The organism is Rhodobacteraceae bacterium M382 (assembly GCA_025141015.1).
Lineage (GTDB): Bacteria > Pseudomonadota > Alphaproteobacteria > Rhodobacterales > Rhodobacteraceae > Aliisedimentitalea > Aliisedimentitalea scapharcae.
Map to the genome: position 1 here is coordinate 4,534,921 of CP081098.1, position 21,369 is coordinate 4,556,289.

At 59.3% G+C, this 21,369-nt stretch carries 19 protein-coding genes and 1 tRNA gene; 2 read left to right on the top strand and 18 right to left on the bottom strand.

Features of this window, described 5'->3' with window-relative positions; translation table 11 throughout:
• Positions 1-8: 8 nt before the first annotated feature.
• The 10 genes from rpoB to K3727_21125 form a co-directional block, all read right to left on the bottom strand.
• Positions 9-4,145 (bottom strand): DNA-directed RNA polymerase subunit beta, encoded by a 4,137-nt coding sequence (gene rpoB, locus K3727_21080; protein UWQ91195.1) that lies wholly within the window; start codon positions 4,143-4,145, stop codon positions 9-11.
• Between the two features lie 282 nt (positions 4,146-4,427).
• Positions 4,428-4,799: a 50S ribosomal protein L7/L12 gene (gene rplL / locus K3727_21085; protein UWQ91196.1), complete on the bottom strand. Its 372-nt coding sequence runs from the start codon at positions 4,797-4,799 to the stop codon at positions 4,428-4,430.
• A gap of 81 nt (positions 4,800-4,880) precedes the next feature.
• Complete coding sequence (gene rplJ / locus K3727_21090; GenBank protein UWQ93481.1) at positions 4,881-5,399, bottom strand: 50S ribosomal protein L10; 519 nt, start codon at positions 5,397-5,399, stop codon at positions 4,881-4,883.
• Between the two features lie 276 nt (positions 5,400-5,675).
• Positions 5,676-6,590, bottom strand: a complete 915-nt coding sequence (locus K3727_21095; GenBank protein UWQ91197.1) for a glycosyltransferase family 2 protein — start codon at positions 6,588-6,590, stop codon at positions 5,676-5,678.
• 15 nt (positions 6,591-6,605) lie between these two features.
• Positions 6,606-7,304, bottom strand: a complete 699-nt coding sequence (gene rplA, locus K3727_21100) for a 50S ribosomal protein L1 (protein ID UWQ91198.1) — start codon at positions 7,302-7,304, stop codon at positions 6,606-6,608.
• 1 nt (position 7,305) lies between these two features.
• On the bottom strand, positions 7,306-7,731 hold the full coding sequence (rplK, locus tag K3727_21105) for a 50S ribosomal protein L11 (GenBank protein UWQ91199.1): 426 nt from the start codon (positions 7,729-7,731) through the stop codon (positions 7,306-7,308).
• A 144-nt stretch (positions 7,732-7,875) separates the two neighbouring features.
• A complete protein-coding gene (gene nusG, locus K3727_21110; protein ID UWQ91200.1) occupies positions 7,876-8,409 on the bottom strand; it encodes a transcription termination/antitermination protein NusG in 534 nt (177 codons plus the stop codon).
• A gap of 219 nt (positions 8,410-8,628) precedes the next feature.
• Positions 8,629-8,826, bottom strand: coding sequence for a preprotein translocase subunit SecE (gene secE / locus K3727_21115; protein ID UWQ91201.1), 198 nt, complete (start codon positions 8,824-8,826; stop codon positions 8,629-8,631).
• A gap of 61 nt (positions 8,827-8,887) precedes the next feature.
• Positions 8,888-10,108, bottom strand: coding sequence for a multidrug effflux MFS transporter (locus K3727_21120; protein UWQ91202.1), 1,221 nt, complete (start codon positions 10,106-10,108; stop codon positions 8,888-8,890).
• Between the two features lie 242 nt (positions 10,109-10,350).
• Positions 10,351-11,067 carry a DUF374 domain-containing protein gene (locus K3727_21125; protein ID UWQ91203.1) on the bottom strand — a complete coding sequence of 239 codons (717 nt, stop codon included), beginning with the start codon at positions 11,065-11,067 and terminating at the stop codon, positions 10,351-10,353.
• Positions 11,068-11,214: 147 nt separating this feature from the next.
• On the opposite strand from K3727_21125, the gene K3727_21130 reads away from it, so the two are divergent.
• Positions 11,215-11,290, top strand: a tRNA-Trp gene (locus K3727_21130).
• Positions 11,291-11,508: 218 nt separating this feature from the next.
• On the opposite strand, the gene K3727_21135 is transcribed toward K3727_21130, so the two are convergent.
• The 7 genes from K3727_21135 to K3727_21165 all read right to left on the bottom strand — a co-directional run bounded on the left by K3727_21135 (position 11,509) and on the right by K3727_21165 (position 20,076).
• On the bottom strand, positions 11,509-12,831 hold the full coding sequence (locus K3727_21135; protein UWQ91204.1) for an insulinase family protein: 1,323 nt from the start codon (positions 12,829-12,831) through the stop codon (positions 11,509-11,511).
• Entirely contained in the window at positions 12,828-14,171 is a 1,344-nt protein-coding gene (locus tag K3727_21140) for an insulinase family protein (protein UWQ91205.1), read from the bottom strand. Before K3727_21140 ends, K3727_21135 begins: the two co-directional genes overlap by 4 nt.
• Positions 14,172-14,263: 92 nt before the next feature.
• Entirely contained in the window at positions 14,264-14,782 is a 519-nt protein-coding gene (locus tag K3727_21145) for a DUF3035 domain-containing protein (GenBank protein ID UWQ91206.1), read from the bottom strand.
• A 53-nt stretch (positions 14,783-14,835) separates the two neighbouring features.
• On the bottom strand, positions 14,836-15,315 hold the full coding sequence (lspA, locus tag K3727_21150; protein ID UWQ91207.1) for a signal peptidase II: 480 nt from the start codon (positions 15,313-15,315) through the stop codon (positions 14,836-14,838).
• 12 nt (positions 15,316-15,327) lie between these two features.
• A complete protein-coding gene (purH, locus tag K3727_21155) occupies positions 15,328-16,917 on the bottom strand; it encodes a bifunctional phosphoribosylaminoimidazolecarboxamide formyltransferase/IMP cyclohydrolase (GenBank protein ID UWQ91208.1) in 1,590 nt (529 codons plus the stop codon).
• A gap of 24 nt (positions 16,918-16,941) precedes the next feature.
• Entirely contained in the window at positions 16,942-18,684 is a 1,743-nt protein-coding gene (locus tag K3727_21160; GenBank protein ID UWQ91209.1) for a heparinase II/III family protein, read from the bottom strand.
• 90 nt (positions 18,685-18,774) lie between these two features.
• Positions 18,775-20,076: a methyltransferase domain-containing protein gene (locus tag K3727_21165; GenBank protein UWQ91210.1), complete on the bottom strand. Its 1,302-nt coding sequence runs from the start codon at positions 20,074-20,076 to the stop codon at positions 18,775-18,777.
• A 74-nt stretch (positions 20,077-20,150) separates the two neighbouring features.
• Here K3727_21165 and K3727_21170 point away from each other — a divergent pair, with 74 nt between their 5' ends.
• Positions 20,151-20,342 carry a DUF1674 domain-containing protein gene (locus tag K3727_21170; protein ID UWQ91211.1) on the top strand — a complete coding sequence of 64 codons (192 nt, stop codon included), beginning with the start codon at positions 20,151-20,153 and terminating at the stop codon, positions 20,340-20,342.
• Positions 20,343-20,507: 165 nt separating this feature from the next.
• Here the strand turns inward: K3727_21170 and dapB are convergent, their stop codons facing one another.
• Positions 20,508-21,317: a 4-hydroxy-tetrahydrodipicolinate reductase gene (gene dapB, locus K3727_21175; protein ID UWQ91212.1), complete on the bottom strand. Its 810-nt coding sequence runs from the start codon at positions 21,315-21,317 to the stop codon at positions 20,508-20,510.
• Between the last annotated feature and the right edge of the window lie 52 nt (positions 21,318-21,369).

Sequence of the window (21,369 nt, forward strand, 5' to 3'; positions counted from 1 at the left end):
CAAAATTCTTATTCCTCGACCTCCGCATCCAGGAGTTCCATGTTCAGGCCAAGGCCACGGACTTCTTTCACCAGAACGTTGAACGATTCCGGAATGCCCGCTTCAAAGTTGTCCTCGCCCTTGACGATCGATTCATAGACCTTGGTCCGGCCTGCCACGTCATCCGACTTCACAGTCAGCATTTCCTGCAGGGTATAGGCAGCGCCATAGGCTTCCAGAGCCCAGACTTCCATTTCCCCGAAACGCTGACCACCGAACTGTGCCTTACCACCCAGCGGCTGCTGCGTAACAAGCGAGTAGGGACCGGTAGACCGGGCGTGGATCTTGTCGTCGACCAGGTGGTGCAGTTTCAGCAGGTATTTGATACCCACGGTGACCGGACGGGCGAATTGTTCACCTGTACGACCATCAAACAGCACCGACTGACCCGACGTGTCGAACCCGGCACGCACCAGCGCGTCGTTGACGTCTGCCTCTTTGGCACCGTCAAAGACTGGCGTTGCGATCGGCACACCACGGGTCACATTGCCAGCGGCCTCCAGCAGTTCACCTTCGGTCATATCCGACAGACCTTCGGCATAGACGTCTTCGCCATAGGCGTGGCGCATCGCGTCCCGCACCGGGGTCAGATCGCCGGACCGGCGGTATTCCTGCATGGCGTCGTCGATCTTGATCCCCAGACCGCGCGCGGCCCAACCCATGTGGGTTTCCAGAATCTGACCAACGTTCATCCGCGATGGAACACCCAGCGGGTTCAGACAGAAATCGACAGGGGTACCATCGGCCAGGAACGGCATGTCTTCCATCGGTACAACTTTGGAAATAACACCTTTGTTCCCGTGACGACCGGCCATCTTGTCACCCGGCTGCAGCTTGCGCTTCACCGCGATGAACACTTTGACCATCTTCATCACACCCGGGGGCAGATCGTCGCCACGACGGACTTTTTCGACCTTGTCCTCGAACCGTGCATCCAGGGCCCGCTTTTGCACTTCGTATTGGTCGTGCAGCGCTTCGACCACCTGGGCGTCGGCCTCGTCTTCCAGCGCCAGCTGCCACCACTGACCGCGGGTCAGCGTTTCCAGCAGGTCCTGGTTGATTTCCGAATTCGGACGTACACCTTTGGGGCCTTTAACCGCGGTCTTACCCAGGATCATGCCCTGCAGACGCGCATAGATGTTGCGGTCCAGGATCGCCAGCTCGTCGTCCCGGTCACGGGCCAGACGTTCGACTTCTTCCCGTTCGATCTGCAACGCACGTTCGTCTTTTTCAACGCCGTGACGGTTAAAGACGCGCACTTCGACAACAGTCCCGAAATCACCCGGCTTTACACGCAACGAGGTGTCGCGCACGTCAGATGCTTTTTCACCAAAGATGGCACGCAGCAGCTTTTCTTCCGGGGTCATTGGGCTTTCGCCCTTGGGTGTGATCTTGCCGACCAGAATATCGCCCGGCTCAACATCCGCACCGATGTAAACGATGCCAGCCTCGTCGAGGTTGCGCAGCGCTTCTTCACCGACGTTTGGAATGTCGCGGGTGATCTCTTCCGGCCCCAGCTTGGTGTCACGGGCGGCGACTTCGAATTCCTCGATGTGTACCGAGGTAAACACGTCGTCCCGTGCGATACGTTCGCTGATCAGGATCGAGTCTTCGTAGTTGTAACCGTTCCAGGGCATAAACGCGACGACCACGTTTTTACCCAACGCCAGTTCACCCATGTCGGTGGACGGGCCATCGGCAATCACTTCGCCTTTCAGAACCGTGTCACCCACTTTGACCAGCGGACGCTGGTTGATACAGGTGTTCTGGTTCGACCGCTGGAATTTACGCATGCGATAGATGTCAACGCCTGCGTCACCCAGTTCCAGATCCTCGGTTGCCCGGATCACGATACGCTGGGCGTCGACCTGGTCGATGATGCCAGCGCGTTTCGCCATATAAGCCGCACCGGAATCTCGGGCCACGATCTCTTCGATCCCTGTGCCAACCAGCGGAGCTTCGGCCCGCAGCAGCGGAACCGCCTGACGTTGCATGTTCGAACCCATCAGGGCCCGGTTGGCGTCGTCGTTTTCCAGGAACGGAATCAGCGAAGCCGCAACCGAAACCAACTGTTTCGGGCTCACGTCGATCAGGTCGACATTTTCCGACGGTGCCAGAGTGTAGTCACCGGATTGACGGGTCGAAACCAGGTCATTCTTGAACTTGCCAGCTTCGTCCAGCTGCGCGTTCGCCTGAGCCACAGTGTGGCGCATTTCTTCGGTCGCGGACATATAATGGACTTCGTCCGTAACCTGACGCTCTTTGACAACGCGATAAGGTGTTTCGATGAACCCATATTTGTTCACGCGGGCAAAGGTCGCCAACGAGTTGATCAGACCAATGTTCGGACCTTCAGGCGTCTCAATCGGGCACATCCGACCATAGTGGGTCGGGTGAACGTCGCGCACCTCAAAGCCAGCACGTTCGCGGGTCAGACCGCCAGGCCCAAGCGCCGAAAGACGGCGTTTGTGGGTCACTTCGGACAGCGGGTTGGTCTGGTCCATGAACTGCGACAGCTGCGAAGAGCCGAAGAATTCGCGCACAGCAGCAGCGGCAGGTTTCGCGTTGATCAGGTCCTGCGGCATGACGGTGTCGATTTCGACCGACGACATGCGCTCCTTGATCGCGCGTTCCATACGCAACAGACCCACGCGGTACTGGTTTTCCATCAGCTCGCCGACCGAACGCACACGACGGTTGCCCAGGTGGTCGATGTCGTCGATATCGCCCTTGCCGTCACGCAGCTCAACCAATGCCTTGATACAGGAGACGATGTCTTCCTTGCGCAGGGTGCGCATGGTGTCTTCTGCATCCAGCGCAAGACGCATGTTCATCTTGACCCGGCCAACGGCCGACAGGTCATAGCGTTCACTGTCAAAGAACAGCGTGTCAAACAGCGACGATGCGGCTTCGACGGTGGGCGGCTCACCCGGGCGCATCACACGGTAGATATCCATGAGCGCGCTTTCGCGGTTCATGTTCTTGTCCACAGCCATGGTGTTGCGGATGTAGGGGCCGACATTGATGTTGTCGATGTCCAGAACCGGAATGTCGGTGATACCGGCGTCCAGCAGTTCCTTGACCGACCCGCCAATGATGTCACCATCCTTGTCGTGTTCCAGGGTCAACTCATCCCCGGCCTCGACATAGATCGCGCCGGTTTCTTCGTTGATGATATCCTTGGCAACAAATTTGCCGACGATGTGATCAAACGGAACCAGCAGATCGGTAACAGTGCCTTCGTCGATCAGTTTCTTGACCGCACGAGGGGTCACTTTCTTGCTGGCTTCGGCGATGATTTCACCGGTGGCCGCATCGACCAGATCATATGTAGGACGCGTGCCGCGCGCACGCTCCGGGAAGAACGGGGTAACCCAACCCTTGTGCTTCTCCAGGCGATAGCTGACGGTGTTGTAATAGGCATCCATGATGCTTTCCTGGTCCAAACCCAGCGCATACAGCAGGGTGGTCACAGGCAATTTACGACGACGGTCGATCCGCGCGAACACGATATCCTTGGCATCGAATTCAAAATCCAGCCAGCTGCCGCGATACGGGATGATGCGGCAGGCAAACAGCAATTTACCCGAAGAGTGGGTCTTGCCCTTGTCGTGGTCAAAGAACACGCCGGGGGAACGGTGCATCTGGGACACGATAACGCGTTCGGTGCCGTTCACGACAAAAGTGCCGTTCGGGGTCATCAGGGGCATATCGCCCATGAACACGTCTTGCTCTTTAATATCCTTGACCGATTTTGCACCGGTATCTTCGTCCACATCAAACACGATCAGACGCAACGTCACCTTCAACGGTGCGCTATAGGTCATGTCGCGCTGCATGCATTCTTCGACGTCATACTTGGGCTTTTCCAGATCGTATTTCACGAACTCCAGAACGGAGGTTTCGTTGAAATCCTTGATCGGGAAAACCGACTGAAAAACGCCGCGGATGCCTTCGCCGTCCATGGGTTCGGCTTCATCGCCAGACCGCAGGAACAGATCATACGAAGACTTCTGAACCTCGATGAGGTTCGGCATGTCCAGCACTTCACGGATTTTACCAAAGTATTTACGAAGACGTTTCTGGCCAAGGAACGTTTGAGCCATGTCAGATGTCACCTTTTCAAGTTCTCACCGGACAAGAACGCCGTCGGGTCCCGACGCCTTGCCCATACGAGACAGCGTGTTCAGATCAATTCATGGCTACCGTCCCGAGTGGTAGCCTCCCGATCCATTGAACCTCGCCTTAGAAAAAACCTCATGACCAAATTGGCAAAAGGTCCTTTCTGAGACAGATTCGGCTGGACCCGGTTTTCCCGGATCCAGCCTGAATATCTGGGTACGAACCGGATCATTTCAAGATGATCCGGACGTTTCCCTCGAAGGCGCTTAGGCGACTTCGACTTCGGCGCCAGCTGCTTCCAGCTTGCCTTTGACTTCTTCAGCTTCGTCTTTGGAAACTGCTTCTTTGATCTTGCCGCCAGCTTCGACCAGTTCTTTGGCTTCTTTCAGGCCCAGACCGGTGATTGCGCGAACTTCTTTGATCACGTTGATTTTCGAAGCGCCGGCGTTCTTCAGAACGACGTCGAATTCGGTTTTTTCTTCTTCTGCAGCTGCGCCACCTTCGGCGGCCGCCATGACAACTGCGCCGCCAGCTGCGGGCTCGATGCCATACTCATCCTTCAGGATGGTTTTCAGTTCTTGTGCTTCCAGCAGGGTCAGACCCACGATGCTTTCTGCGAGTGCTTTCAGATCAGCCATTGTATCAGCTCTTTCCGTTTTCAGTATATGTGTTCCAACGTCCGGGCACATGCCCCACGCCAGTCATTCAGTACCAACCGCTTACGCAGCTTCCGCCTTCTCTTCGATGGTCGAAAGGATGCTTGCGATGTTGCTTGCAGGTGCGCCAATCGCGCCCGCGATGTTGCTTGCAGGTGCGCCAAGCATGCCGGCGATGGTAGCAATAAGCTCCTCGCGAGACGGCATTTTCGACACGGCTGCAACGCCAGCGCGGTCCAGAGCGTTCTCGCCCATAGCACCACCAAGGATTTCAAACTTCTTGTTATCCTTGGCGAAGCCCTCGGCAACCTTGGCCGCAGCCACAGGATCCTCGGAATAGGTCAGAACGGTCATCCCTGTCAGCAGGTCAGAAATGCTTGCACATGACTTTCCCTCGAGGGCGATTTTGGCGAGCCTGTTTTTGGCAACACGCACAGATCCACCCGCTTCGCGTGCACGCGCGCGCAGATCTTGCATCTCGGCAACTGTCAGACCGACGTAGTGTGCAACCACCACGACGCCAGAGCTTTCGAAGATCTGGCCGAGTTCCTCGACCAATTTCTCTTTCTGGGCTCTATCCACAGTTCTCTCCAAGTTTGGGATGATAATCATCCCGGCTCAATTTTGCCGGGCGTTAACCCGGCGTTCAGGTCCGTTTTACGGGGTGAGCCAAAAATCGCCCGAGGCGTCCAAAAGGATCCCTCGTCATATTGGTCGTTCCCGTCTCAGGAGGGAAATTAAGACCCTATACAGGGTCACCCACCATCTTGGACGAAACGAAATAAAGCGCACGACGAATCGCACGCTTCACTTCGAAGACTTTCCTAGTGCGAAAACAGGGGACTTCCAAGGGGTAATTTACCCGGAAAACACATCCGTACCAAAAATCCGTCGTGCAACCGCATCCGGGTCTACCGGCAATTCCAGACAGACCCCTTCGGCACGCAATCGCTCGAGACGCGACTGATCCATCCCGTGCAGATCAGCATGCAAGGCTCTCAGCCGATCCTCGGCTTCCGGCTCCTGCATGACTTCGGTGATCTTTGCAGACAATGGTACGGTGAACCCGCGTGACTGAATGCGCCAATCCAGCTTGGCCCGCCAAACATCGTAATCCAGCCCGATATGATGCAACAGCGCCAGGTTGGCCTGCGCCGCCACGATCCGTTCGGTCAAACCGCCCGGACGCTGGGCCCAATGCTGGCGCAACGTCACCCCGTCCAAACCGCTGCGCACGAATGATTTGCCCTGTGAATGACCGATCAGCCCCTTGCGCCTGGGCCCAAAATATCCGGCACTCCCTTGATACACCCGCTTGGCCACGTCCCGCTCCATCGGAAGCCGATAGACCCGGCCCACATGATCCGGCGCGTCAACGATCTCGGCTGTCCCAACCCGAAACACATCCACCTCAGCCGGAAGATCACTCAGGCAGGCGGCAATATCGCTGTCGGGCAAATACATGAATTCATCCGCATCGACATTCAAAAGCCAGTCACAGCCTTGCTGCCGATAGATCCAGGTCAGCCCAACATTCTGTCGTTTGGTGAAACGTGTGTCCTGTGTCACACCCCGCGCCTGCCAGAATTCTGGTGTGCAGGGGATACAGGTTATTTGGGGGTGGTCACCCAGGACCCCGATGGCGGGGTCCTGGGGATTATCAAACAACAGGGTCAGACCTGTGGCACCAGCATCCAGATACCAAGCCGCAAACCGAAGCGTTTCGGCCAAAGGCTCGTTCAGGATTGCGCCGACATGCCAGGTCGCAGTCAAACCCTGCGCTCCGGCTTATTCGCCGGTTGCGTTTGCAACATCAACCGTGATGCCCGGACCCATGGTCGAGCTCAGCGCGATTTTCTTCATGTAGGTGCCTTTGGCGCCCGACGGCTTGGCACGGGCCACAGCCGAAATGAATGCGCGGATGTTCTCGATCAGCTTGGCTTCGTCGAACGACGCTTTGCCAACACCGGCGTGAACAACACCACCTTTTTCGGCCTTGAACTGGACTTCGCCGCCTTTGGCCGCTTCCACAGCTGCTTTGACGTCCATGGTCACGGTGCCAACCTTGGGGTTCGGCATCAGGTTGCGCGGGCCCAGGATTTTGCCCAGACGACCAACGATGGGCATCATGTCCGGGGTTGCAATGCAACGATCGAAATCGATGTTGCCGCCCTGGATGGCTTCCATCAGGTCTTCTGCGCCGATGACATCTGCGCCGGCTTCCTTGGCTTCGTCTGCCTTGGGGCCACGTGCAAACACAGCAACGCGCATGGATTTGCCTGTGCCGTTGGGCAGGCCAACAACACCGCGGACCATCTGGTCTGCGTGACGGGTGTCAACGCCCAGGTTCAGAGCCACTTCGACGGTTTCGTCGAATTTGGCAACTGCGCTGGCTTTGATCAGCGCGACGGCTTCTTCAACAGTCACGTTCTCTTTGCCTGCAAAGGCTTCGCGTGCTGCGCGGGTACGTTTTCCGAGCTTTGCCATCTTACTTCACCTCGATGCCCATGGAGCGGGCCGAACCCAGAATGATCTGCATCGCCGCTTCAACGTCATTGGCGTTCAGGTCGGTCATTTTCGCTTCTGCGATTTCCTTGACCTGAGCAACGGTCACGGTGCCGGCGGTCTCACGACCAGGGTTGTTGGCACCCGACTTCAGCTTGGCAGCCTTCTTCAGGTAATAAGACGCAGGCGGCGTCTTGATTTCCATGGTGAAGGATTTGTCCTGGTAATAGGAAATCACGGTCGGGCAAGGTGCGCCAACTTCCATGTCTGCGGTCTTGGCGTTGAACGCCTTGCAGAATTCCATGATGTTGATGCCGCGCTGACCCAGCGCAGGACCCACTGGCGGGGACGGGTTTGCCTTACCGGCAGGAACCTGAAGCTTCAGGCTCCCTACGAGCTTCTTGGCCATTGGCCTTCTCCTTTGCAACACCCCTGGGACGCGTCCCTCGGGGTTCATGTTGTGTGGTCTGGGTCACGTATCGCGATACGCTTGCCTCCCACAATGAAACGACGTCTTCACGCCGTAGGGTGCGTGCTGGCACGCACCGTTCGCTCAGATCTGTTTGTTGACCTGAGTGAAATCCAGTTCGACCGGGGTTTCCCGGCCAAAGATCGACACCGTCACCTTGAGCTTCTGGTTGTCGTCGTCGACCTCTTCGACCATGCCGTCGAAATCTTCGAACGGACCGTCGTTGACCTTGACGCGTTCACCAATCTCAAAGCTGATGAGCGTCCGCGGTGCGTCTTCACCTTCCTGAACACGGTTCAGGATCTGGTTCACCTCGGCATCACGCATCGGCATCGGGCGGCCCTGGGGACCCAGAAACCCGGTGACGCGGTTGATCGAGTTGATCAGGTGATAGCCCTGGTCGGACATTTCCATGTGCACCAAAACATACCCCGGCATGAACCGGCGCTCGGTGGTGACCTTCTTGCCGCGGCGCACTTCGATCACTTCTTCGGTCGGCACCAGAACTTCGTCGATCTCATCCTCGAGACCCTGTTCGGCAACCGAGGTGCGGATCTGCTCTGCGATCTTCTTCTCGAAATTCGAGAGAACGCTGACCGAATACCATCGTTTCGCCATGAACCTGCCGTCCTTGTATTGCCCGACGCGCATCAATCTCGGCGTCATTTGCGTAAGTCATTTCGTTGCGGTGTTCCGCTGCGACCCGGAACAAAAAGCGGCGCGCAACACGAATCGCCGCACGCCCATCCAGAGTCAGCCAGTCACCTAACCGGCATTGCCGACCAAATCAAGGGGGGCATAGGATCAACCGTCCGTCGCAAACGCACGATCCCGGAATTATCCGAAATAGCTCAGAACACCCGTCAGGCCAGCTTTGATCAGCACATCGACCAAGGCAAAGAAAATCGCCGTCAACGCCGCCATCAGGAACACCATGACCGTGGTCAATAGCACCTCACGACGAGTCGGCCAAACGACCTTGGAGACCTCGGCGCGGACTTGCTGAACGAACTGAACTGGATTGGTGGTGGCCATGTGGCTCTCGTTTCTTTGGGTATGTCGACAACAGGGCACATAACCGGGCCGACCGGCATTTTCAAGACCGCTTTGGCGCACAGTCGATCATATCGCCGACACCGGGGCGCAAACGCATCACCGCACATGCGGCCAGCAACCCGCCCAGTGACACCAACAGCATCAGAACAAACAACACCAAAACCGACCCACCCGGAGGCAAGAGGGCGGCCGCCATCCCGGCAAAGGCCGCTCCGCCTGCCACCATCAGCGCTCCGCTCAATCCCGACGCGCTCCCGGCCAGCCGCGGATTCACCGACATGACCCCGGCCGTCGCCGCGGGCAGCGTCAAACCGTTGCCGATCCCGACCCCGACAACCGGCACAAAAAATCCCAACGCAGACGGCCCCACCAACAGATACCAAAACAGACCCGCCGCCATCGCGCTACAGGCAACGACCCGCCCCGCAATCATCAATCCCGTCGGACCCCAGCGACGGTTCAACCGACCCGACAGGAAACTGCCGAACATGAAACCACCCGTGATCGACCCCATGCCGACGCCCACAGCCACCGGGGACAACCCAAAAATCTCTGCGGCCACCAACGGTCCGCCCCCCAGGAATGCATAAAACGCCCCAACCGAGAACGTCAGACACAGCGCATAGGACCAGAAAACAGGGGACGCGATCAGCGTCGGATACGCCGAAAACTGTGCGGCAAAGGTGCCAATCGGTTTGGAATTCGTTTCACCCAGATCAACCCAGCACAGACAGAACATGGCCGCTCCGGCACCTGCCAGCACAACAAATCCCGACCGCCAACCGAACGCCACGTCCAGCGCGCCGCCCAACGCGGGCCCCAGCATCGGGGCCACCGCCATGACCATCGCCACCAGACCGATCAGACGCACCGCTTCCTGTTCAGGGGCCATGTCCCGGATCACTGCGCGGGACAGAACTGCCCCGGAAATAATCCCGCCCTGCAACAGCCGAAAGGCCAGAAACACCCGAATATCCTCGGCCCACACACATCCCAGCGAGGCCAGCGTGAAAACGGCCAGCGCCCCCAACAGAATCGGCCTGCGCCCATATCGGTCCGACAACGGTCCCAGAACCAGTTGCAAGACGGCAGACACCAACATGAACCCGGACACCGCCAGATTCATCACCGAATACTCCACGCCAAATTCCAATGCCATCTCTGGCAAGGACGGGAGGAACAGGTTGAGCGACAATACGGCCAGCGCTGTCATCAGAATAAGTGTTGCCAGATGCGGTGGCGACCGAAAGGCAGAAGTCATACAGGTGCTTTCTGTGCATGTCCCTTAAATCGCTAACAGGTTCACCGCGCGGGGCTAAGATAGCGCAGGCAGTCGCTGACGTATTTCACGGAAGTTTATTGTAACACAGCTCTTGCCTGTTGAACCGGACCCGGCTGCACCGCCCAGCACACCATCATACAGAGGTTCCAAGGCTCAAGCCTGCGACACACATGCAGGATCAGTCAACGCACGTTTGACAGCCAGGGACAGGCGCACCGTATTTACTGTTTTCTGGGGGCCTTTTCGATCGTGTCCACGGGAAATCCCGCCGCGATGTCCGCCTTGTCCGTGATCTCATCCAGCGACGCCTCCAGGCTGAGCCGCAGCTGTTCCATCTGGTCTTCGCTGGGTTTGCGCGGCACCGGATCCGTCCATTCCTGACATATCAGCACGCCACGCGACCAGGGTTTGGGCAACATCTGCCTGTCCCAGGTCGGCAGACGGAACACCCGATGTTCGGCAAAGGCCACCGTGAACACCCGGCACCCGGTCATGCGCGCCCAGACCAGCGGTACGGTTGACGACACCCGCGCCGGACCTCGCGGCCCATCCGCTGCAATCCCGATCGAGCTCCCCTCCTTGACCAGCCGCAACACCTCACGCGACAGGGCGACGTGCCGTTTGTGGCTGGACATCGGTATCGTTTCAAACCCCAACCGCACCAGGATCTGCCCCGCCAGACGCCCGGCCCGCGCAGCAGAGGTCAAGGCGCAGATTCGGCCCAGGGATGTATCGAAGAGAAAGGGGGCCATGATCAGCCGCTGATGCCACAGCACAAAGATCACCGGCTCGCCATTTCGCACACAGTCATCCATCGCGTCGAATCCGCTGCGCTCCCATGTCGAGGTGCGGTAAGCGAATCGCACATAGGACGTGATCAACGCCTGAATGCTGTTGTTGAACCACGCGCTATCCGCGATCCTTTTCCTCAAACTCACCAGCCTGTTCCTCTGATTGACGGCCTCTGTCATATCGCAAAGGCAAAGCTGCACAAGCCCCGAGCACAGAGTGTGCATTCTTGCCCCCCGAATATGCAATTCCCTCTTGTTTCTGCCTGCGCGCTGTCTTAGGAGAGGGCCCACTGCAGGGGTATAGCTCAGTTGGTAGAGCGACGGTCTCCAAAACCGTAGGTCTCGGGTTCGAACCCTGATGCCCCTGCCAGTACCTCAAAATCAGACCAGCCCCCCAAACAGATCACATAACCTTTTGTCAGCCGACTCTCACCGTTTGTCAGCCGACTCTGGTGCAGCTGGGGTGCAGCTGACTCAGGCTTACCTGATTTGGGGCCCGCCTGATCTGGGGCCTATCTGATCTGAACCCCACCAACCGGCGTATCTGTCATTCGAAAAAGACCGCCCAAAAGGGCGGTCTTTTCTGTTTTAATTGGTGGTGGTCTCCAACCCGTCGGGTCTTCCCACCACGACAAAATGCAGACCGTCGGGTTTCAACCATTCGCGCGCAACCCGTTTGATATCCTCCAACGAGACGGCATTGATCCGGTCATTGCGAGTCGCGATATAGTCGATCGGCAATCCCTGTATCTGCATCCCGACCATGATCCCTGCAATCTGGCCATTGCCATCGAATCGCAACGGATAGGCACCGGTCAGATAGGTCTTGGCGTCTTCCAGCTCCTTGGGTGTCACCCCTTCGGTCGCCATATGTGTCCATTCATCATGGATCACCTTGATCGCCTCGGCGACCTTGTCATTCGAAGACGCCACGCTGCCCATGTACAAGGATGCCAGATCCTTGGGCACCAGATAGGAATAGACCCCATAGGTCAGCCCGCGTTTTTCACGGACTTCGGTCATCAGACGGGATTCAAACGACCCGCCTCCCAAAATCTGGTTCATCACGTAAACGGCAAAGAAATCATCGTCGTCGCGGTCAATACCCTGATGGCCAAACATCACCGTGGATTGCGGGGTATCATAGTCGACCACTGTTACACCGCCAGGAATTGCAACCTCGGCTTTGACCGGGAACGCGACCCCGGTGTCCGGCAGATCGCCCAACAGGCGGTCCAACAGCTCTCCCAACTCTTCTGGCGTAATGTCACCGACAGCCGACACATACAGCCGGTCCCGGGCAAACACGGCCCGGTGCGCGGCGAACATGTCGTCACGGGTCAACGCGGACACGCTCTCGGTCGTGCCCTTGCCATCGGTTTCATAGGGATGATCCTCATAGGCGGCCTCGGCAAAGGTGCGCCCGGCGATGGCTCCGGGGTCTTTGGCGTCCGACTTCAGGCCGGACAGCACCTGCGCGCGCACCCGTTCCAACGCGTCTGGATCAAACCGGGGCTTCATCAGGGTATCGCGCAACAGGTCAACGGCCTGATCGCGGTTTTCGGTCAGGAACCGGGAAGACAGCGACATCGAATCGCTGCGGGCATCATGGGCGAACGACGCCGCAAGAGATTCCACCGCACGGGCATACTCCTGGGCGTTCAGGTCCCCCGACCCTTCCTCGAGCAGCCCGGACATCAGATAGATCGCCCCGCGTTTGCCCGGCGCATCCAGCGACGTCCCGCCGCGGAACCGCAATTCCAGCGCGGTAAAGGGAATCGAATGCTCTTCGACCAGCCAGGCCGTGATCCCGCCAGGCGACACGACTTCCTGGATCTTGATTTCGGCCTGCACTGGCAAGGCCAGGACAACAGCGACCGCGGTCGCCCAGATCAGACGCAGATGTTTCATTGGGTCTTCTCCTCATCCCGCATCAACCATCCGGTGACGGACCGCTCCGGTTGGAACAGATCACGGGCTGCTGCGATAATTTCCTCGCCCGTAACGGCCTGCACGATATCCGGCCACTGCTGAACATCCTCGATCGTAAGTCCACTGGTCAGCGCCCGCCCATAGCGGTTGCCGATCCCGTCCACATTGTCCCGGGCATAGATTTCCGAAGCCCGCAATTGCAATTTGATCCGCTCCAGCTTCTCCTGATCCACGCCCTCCGCAATAAACCCGGCAACGGCCTGGTCCAGCGCGTCTTCGGCCTGCTGCAGACTCACCCCTTCGGCAGGAACAATAATCAAACCAAAACTGGTTTCGTCCAGGGCAACGCCATTGTAAAAGGCCCCGCTGTAGACGGCGGTCTGGGTTTCGAACTGCAATTTGTTGGTCAAATAAGACGTGGTCCCACCGCCCAAAAGTTTGGCCAGCAGAAACAGGGCGGCGGCCTCTTCTTGGTCACCGGCGTCGCGTTCAGGGGCCAGATAGGACCGATGCACATAGGGCTGCGCCACACGGGCATCGCGAAAGATCAAACGGCGTTCGGCCGTCTGGGGCGGTTCCTGCGCCCGGTACCGCTCGGGCAGCTCCGGATTGGCAGGGATCACGCCATAATACTGTTCGGCCAAGGCCCGCACCTGATCAGGATAGACATCTCCGGTCACCACCAGAATTGCATTGTTCGGCGCGTAATAGGTTGAATAGAACGACAGCGCGTCGTCCATATCCAGCTCTTCCATTTCGTGACGCCACCCGATGATCGGCACCCCATAGCGGTGGTTCAGATATTGCGCGGCATTCAATTGTTCGCCAAACAACGCACGGGGATTGTTGTCGGTTCGCTGGTTGCGCTCTTCGAGAATAACATCACGTTCGGTGACGATATCGGTTTCCGTCAGACGGATGTTGCGCATCCGGTCCGCTTCCATTCGCATCATCAATTCCAGACGATCCGCGGCAATACGTTGATAATAAGCGGTGTAATCATAGCTGGTAAACGCATTGTCCCGCCCGCCATTGGCGGCCACGGTTGCCGACAATTCTCCGGCTTCCAATGTGTCCGTGGCCTTGAACAGCAGATGTTCCAGAAAATGGGCCACTCCGGATTGTCCCTTGGGTTCATCCGACGATCCGGCGCGATACCAGACCATGTGCTGCACGACCGGCGCGCGATGATCTTCGACCACCACGACATCCATTCCGTTTTGCAACGTAAATGTTGTCACCGCTTCATCCGGGGCGGCTGATGACCCGGTGCCGATCCACCCGAACAGGGCGGCGGCGCATACGATCCTGCGGATCATGCATAGTCCTCCAATTGCGACATGCCTGTAACCTACGTCAGCCGTGGCCACAGACAAGAAGTCATATCGCAATTGTGAGGATATTGGCGGATTTACAGGTCGCTTGGCGGAGCGGACGGTGTCCCAAACCCGGAGCGACGGAATTTCTCGGTCTCATTGAACGGATTCAGCGACTCTTTGCGATAGGCCTGTGCATATCGGTCGACCGGGAACAGCTTGATCCGCCCCGTACGTCTGGCCCGTTTGCGATAGGCCGCATCTTCGGTCGCCAGCGAACTGCGCACACCCGGTTCAACGCCGTACCGGCTCGCAGCCGTGACCAACGCCCCATCAGACCCCGGAATTGCCGCATTCGGGTCAAGCGCGCTGGAGCGCCCACCCAAGGCCGCAACCAGATCTGCCTTTGGCGTCGGATCGACCAGATTTCCGCCACCCGGCGTCGGCGCTGGCAAGGCACTGTAATTGGTTGGCGGCGTCAGGGGTTTGTTGGGCAGCACCATGAATTCATCCGGCCCCGGCCCATTCGGGCGCAGGTCACGCAATCCTTTTTGCGCACAGCCCGACACGGCAATGGCACCGACCAGTACAACGATAAATGGCGAGATCCGCATGGGCCCCAACTCCTGCCTATTTGCGAGGCTTTTAACCCATTTGAAACCAGAGGTCACGCGGGCTTTTTGCTGCGCCCCTCGAACAGGACCAAACCCGCCGCTCCGGCAAAGACAAAAATGTCGGCCACATTGAAAACAAACGGGTTTTCGATGCCACAACACGACATGTTCAAAAAGTCGAGAACATAGCCATACAGCAGCCGGTCCACCACATTGCCCAGCGCGCCACCGATCAACAGACCAGCGCTGAGTTGCATCAGGCGCCGGGGGTGTGATCGCTGAACCCAGACGGCCACCGCCAGACACACGACCAGCGAAAACCCGATCAACAGCCAGCGGGCGGTATCGGACCCTCCGTCAAAGAGCCCGAAATTGATGCCGGTGTTTTCGCCATAGCGAAAATTCAGCAACGGCGGCAGCACGTCGATGCTGCGAATGCGGGACAGCTCCATCCAGTGAACCACCAGATATTTGCTGGCCTGATCCGCCAAAAAGACCCAAAACCCGGCCCAGAACATCAAACGTGCACCCATCGCAATCATCCTTTAGTGACGGAAGTGACGCATACCGGTGAACACCATGGCCAGACCTGCGTCATTGGCCGCCTTGATCACCTCGTCGTCACGCATCGACCCACCCGGTTGGATCACACAGGTCGCACCTGCGGCGGCGGCTTCCAGCAGCCCGTCCGCAAATGGGAAAAACGCATCCGACGCCACGGCAGATCCTTTGGCGAGACTGTCGGGCAGACCCAATTCATTGGCCATGCGCTGCGCCTTGGAGGCGGCGACATTGGCGCTGTCCAGGCGGCTCATCTGGCCAGCCCCCACACCGACGGTTGCATTGTCACGGACATAAACGATGGCATTGGATTTGACATGTTTGGCAACTTTCCAGGCAAACAGCAGATCCTGCATTTGCTCTTCGGTCGGGGCCTTCTCGGTCACCACCTTCAGATCATCCATACCGATGTATCCGACATCCTTGTCCTGAACCAGCATACCACCGGCAACCTGCTTGTAGGCCACGATGGGCTTGCGTGGGTCGGGCAGACCATCGGTCAACAGCAGACGCAGGTTCTTCTTGGCGGCAAAGATGGCTTTGGCCTCGTCCGATGCCCCCGGAGCGATCACCACTTCGGTAAAGATCTCGACGATCTTGGCGGCGGTGTCTGCATCCAGCGGCTGGTTCAGCGCCACAATCCCGCCAAAGGCCGAGGTGCGGTCACAATCAAACGCTTTCTGGTAGGCGTCGACCAATGTCGCACCGCGAGCCACCCCACAGGGGTTGGCGTGTTTGATGATCGCCACCGCCGCAGTGTCTGCCGGATCGAATTCCGCGACCAGCTCATAGGCGGCGTCGGTGTCGTTGATGTTGTTATAGGACAGTTCCTTGCCCTGCAGCTGCACCGCAGTGGCCACACCGGGGCGGTTCGTCCCATCGGTATAGAACACAGCTTTTTGGTGGCTGTTCTCGCCATACCGCAGCGTCTGTTTCACTTCACCGGCAACGGCCCGACGACGCGGGGCCTCCAGCGCCAGCGCACCAGCCATCCAGGTCGATACAGCTGCATCATAGGCCGCTGTGCGGGCATAGGCGGTCTGGGCCAGCTTTTGGCGGAACCCGTATGAAGTCTGACCCTCATTGGCGTCCAGTTCCGCCAACAGCGCGTCATAATCCTGCACATCCACCACCACGTTCACAAACAGATGGTTTTTCGATGCCGCGCGAATCATCGCCGGGCCGCCAATGTCGATGTTTTCGATGCAGGTGTCATAATCGGCACCCTTGGCGACGGTCTCCTCGAACGGATACAGGTTCACCACCAACAGATCGATGGCACCGATCCCATGGTCGGTCATCGCCTGAACGTGACTGTCCTTGTCGCGCAGCGCCAACAGACCCCCATGCACCATCGGGTGCAGGGTCTTGACCCGGCCGTCCATCATTTCCGGGAACCCGGTGATTTCGGCCACATCCTTAACCATCAACCCGGCATCGCGCAGCGCCTTGGCAGATCCGCCAGTCGACAACAGCTCGACCCCACGGTCGGCCAATGCCTTTCCCAGCTCGATCAGGCCGGTTTTGTCGGAAACGGAAAGAAGCGCGCGGCGCACGGGATGCAGGTCGGTCATATCTTGGCAGTCCTTCGTGAAGGCTTATTCGGTAAAATCGGGTTCGTCCCGGTTCAGGTCACGCACCGCAATTGCAGTCTCCTGCGCTTTGCTTAACGTCCACCGGATGCGGGTCGCATACTCCATTGCGCGCCCGGATAGAACGATCTGTTTTGTCGCGCGCGGCTTTAAACGGCCTTTTTCCAGATAAACAGAGGGTTCCAGCCCCAATTCTGCAATCCCATCGTGGCGAAAGACCCAGATTTCCCCACTTTTGAGCGCCATCGACACCGCAGCACCGCCCAGATCCAGCGCCGCATCCACGTCCGGATGCAGATGCAGACGGATATCAAACCCGATTCCCTGCAACTTCATCGCGTCCATTGTCTGGTCGAATTGACGTTTGGACGCATCATCCATCGCCAGCAACATGTCTTCGCCTGCCACCCCCCGCCCGTCAAAAGACAGCTCCAGCGTGCGCGCGTGGGTCAGCCCGAATTGGCGGGCATAGCCATCGTGCCCGCCCTGGAACCGGAACCCGTCGCTGATCTCGTTCAGCTCGAACGGAACATCCTTGGGCCCTTCGATCAGGGCTTCGTACCCGGTGCCCTTTTGCGGTGCGGCCAGACGGGCGCTGGAATGACCGTCCAGACACAATGTCGAATGCGACGGGGTTGCCCGCCCGGCACGGCGCCATTCCACGCCAAAGGTTTCACCCGAACCGCAATTGACAATCAACGGCCTGCGTCCCGACGTCAGTTCAAACGCCAATGTCGATGCATGGGCATTGTGCGAGGCTGCGGATTTCGGAGGGCGCGACGCATCCACGATGACCGACGTCCGCCTGGCCGAGATCCGCGCATATCCCATCGCCAAACCGTCGGCATGGCGGTCCACCACATGGCTGGCTGCCAGCGCATGATCCAACCGCCCTTCCAGCCCGCGACCACCACCGTGGAACCGCGCCAACCCACCATCTGCATGGCGCAGGGTCCGCAGGGTCGGCGCAATCCGCTCAATCGCCGCCGTATGTGCAGGGGGCACACCGCGCCCGGCCTCGTGCAGCGCTGCCGCCGCCCAGGTGAGTAGGGTGAACACTTCCAGCAATTCTTCGGGGTTGCGCGTCGGGAGACCACCCTGGCCATCAATCTGGACCTCGCATTCATGCGCCAGCGCCCGCACTGCCGGGTCGGCCAGATCCTCGCGTCCTTCCAATGCCAATCCCGCATAGATCAACCCGGTCAGCGCCTCGAACCGGGGCAATCCCGGCGATGCGCCCTTCCAGCGTTTGGACAGAAACCAGGTCTGCTGGGACAAGGACCGGAACAACGCGTTGCTTTGGTCCCCCTGCGCGCCACGCAACAGAAACACGGCGTGGTTGATCCAACGGATCACGCGGCGCCCGGTCAAATCCGGGGTCCACCCCGGCCCCTGCCCGTCGCCATGCGCCTCGATCCAGCCCCAGACCCATTTCTGGGCCTTTTCGCGCGCCGAAAAATCTCCGACCGCAGCCAGATCATCCAGCCAGGCAAACCCATGGCGTTCTGCGTCAAAATCAAAATTCGGGGCCTGAACATCCCACAACCCGGTGTCTTTGGATTCGACCAGAAAACCCGCGAACAGCAAATTGCCCGCCACCATCTGACGGCCCCGGGCGAAACTGCCCACGGTGCGCGGTTCAGGTTGTGACACGAATCCCTTTGCTGCGCGCTGACGCCGGGCCAATCGCGCAAAGAGACTGTTCAGCAGCCGGGTACGTCGGCTGGCCATCTTTCCAGGGTAGGACATGCTCTGTTGCCTCATACGCTCTTTGGCGTTTGCGGCCAGCATAGCGGGTGCCGGATCACGTGTCACCGACTTATCCACCTTGCAGAAGGCTCAGGCGGCTTTCTGCAGGCAGGCGATGTAAAACCCGTCCATTCCGCCCAAATCAGCCCAGAAATCAGGGCGCAAGCGCAATCCGCCTTCTTCGGTTACCCACGCCGGATCCACACCGGGCAGGAGCAACGCCTCGCGGTTCACCGACATGTCCTCGAACATATCCAACGCCTCTTCGACCTGGCATTCGCCTTCGTCGGGCAGCAGCGAACAGGTGCAATAGACCAAACGCCCGCCGGGTTTCACCAGCCCCCAGGCATGGGCCAGCATCTGCGCCTGCAATTCAATCAACGCGCCAAATTCCGATCCGTCCTTGGCATGGGGCAGATCCGGATGGCGGCGCATGGTCCCGGTTGCAGAACAGGGCGCGTCCAGCAAAACGGCGTCATACTGACCCGCCTGTTCCAGCGCATCCCCAACGATCAAGGTCGCGCTCAACCCGGTCCGCTCCAGATTCTCCCGCACCCGTGCCATGCGGCCTTCGGACAAATCACACGCCGTGACATCCGCCCCCGCGGCGGCCACCTGCAACGTCTTGCCCCCCGGTGCGGCACACAGATCAATCACCGCCTCACCGGGCTGCGCGTTCAAAACCCGCGCAGGGATCGCAGCGGCAGCATCCTGAACCCACCAATCACCGGCATCATATCCCGGCAGCCCTGATACCTGACCGGCATTGTCCAATCGTACAGACCCGGTGGCCAGCATCTGGCCACCCAATGCCGCCAGATCCACGCCAGGTTTGCCCGAAATGTCCAATGGTGCGCCGGTGAACTGGGCCAATTCCATCCCCGCCACCGCGGGCGCACCCCAGGCCTGGACCAAAGGCGCGCGCAGCCATTTCGGCAGACGCGGCACCCGCAACCGGTTCCACTCGACCGGGACCTCCTCGGCCATCTTGCGCAAAACCGCATTGACCAACCCTTTGAGCTGACCATGGCGGCGATGTTTGCCGATGATCTCGACCATCGCATTCACCACCCCATGGCTGGCCGCTCCATGGGCCAGCTCCACGGTGCCCAACCGCAAGGCATTGCGCACCATCAATGGTGGATTCTTGCGCAGGTGCTTGTCCAACAACCGATCCGCCCGCTCCATCCCGCGCAGGGTTTCCAAAGCCAACCGTTGCGCGCGCGCCCGATCTTCGGGTGGCAGCTTGTCCAGCATGCCGGCGCTCAGACATTCCGACAGCAACCGCCCCTCACCCAGAATCTGATCAAGCAACTGGATCGCGCTGCGCCGCGCCTGAGTGGCAGCCTGTGCGGCGGCCCGTGTGGCGGCCTGTGGGACAGATTGGGACATTTTGGCTCCTTGGCGCTGGGTTGTGCCGGTACGACGGGGGCGTATATCATGACATCAGGATAAAGGAACCCGCGATGAGCGATCAGCCCACACCAGATACCACAGACCTGCCCCCTGCCGCCCAGCGCGCCCTGGCCGAAGCCGACGCCCGTCGCAAGGCGGCCGCAAAACAGGACGCCCCTCCAAAGGAGCTGGGAGGCCGCGACGGCTCGGACCCGGCCCGGTATGGCGATTGGGAAAAAAAGGGCATTGCCATAGATTTTTAAGACACCCCGCAAGCGACGGGATCAGGGGGCTCTGCCCCCTCGGCCTTTGGCCTCACCCCCGGAGTTTTTCCGCGAGATGAAGTCGCAGAGCCACCGCTCCCTTTCATCTTGCCTGAAAAACTCCCGCCGGAGGCAGCGGCCACTGGCCGCTTTCGGTCTCGGGCATCAGAGCCCCAGCACATCCACCATGTCATAGGCACCCGGTGTTTTGTCCTGCCCCCACAGCGCCGCCTTGAGCGCCCCGCGGGCAAAGATCGCACGGTCCGTTGCCATGTGGCGCAAGATGATGCGCTCTCCGGCAGCTGCGAACAGAACGTCGTGTTCGCCAACAATATCGCCACCGCGAATCGCGGTGAACCCGATGTCGCCGCGGTTGCGGGCCCCTGTGATGCCGTCACGACCCCGATCCGACACATCGTTCAGGGCCACGCCGCGCCCTTCGGCAGCGGCCTCGCCCAGCATCAGCGCCGTCCCGGATGGCGCGTCCACCTTGTGGTGGTGGTGGGCTTCGATCACCTCGATGTCGAAATCTTCGTCCAGCGCGGCGGCGACCTTTTTGGTCAGCTGCACCAACAGGTTCACACCCAGGCTCATGTTGCCCGCCCGCACGATCACCGCGTGGCGCGATGCCGGTTCCAGCGCGGCGATTTCCGCGTCACTCATGCCGGTGGTGCCAATCACATGCACACAGCGCGCCTGAGCCGCCAGCGCCGCAAATTCCAGCGTTGCCTGGGGGGCTGTGAAATCAATCACCGCCTGCGCCTGCGAAAACGCCTCGAGCGCATCATCGGTCGCAATCACGCCAATGGCCGCGCCGCCCATGGCCTCGCCCACGTCGCGGCCGACCCAATCGTGCCCGGGCCGTTCGACAGCCCCGACCAGGGTTGCCTTGTCGCTCTCCATCACCGTTTTGATCAGCATCTGTCCCATGCGGCCCGATGCTCCGGTAATCACGATCCCTGGCTTGTGCGTCATCTTGCGGCTCCTTATTTGTCGCGTTTCCTCTCCTATCCTCTCGCGCGCGGCT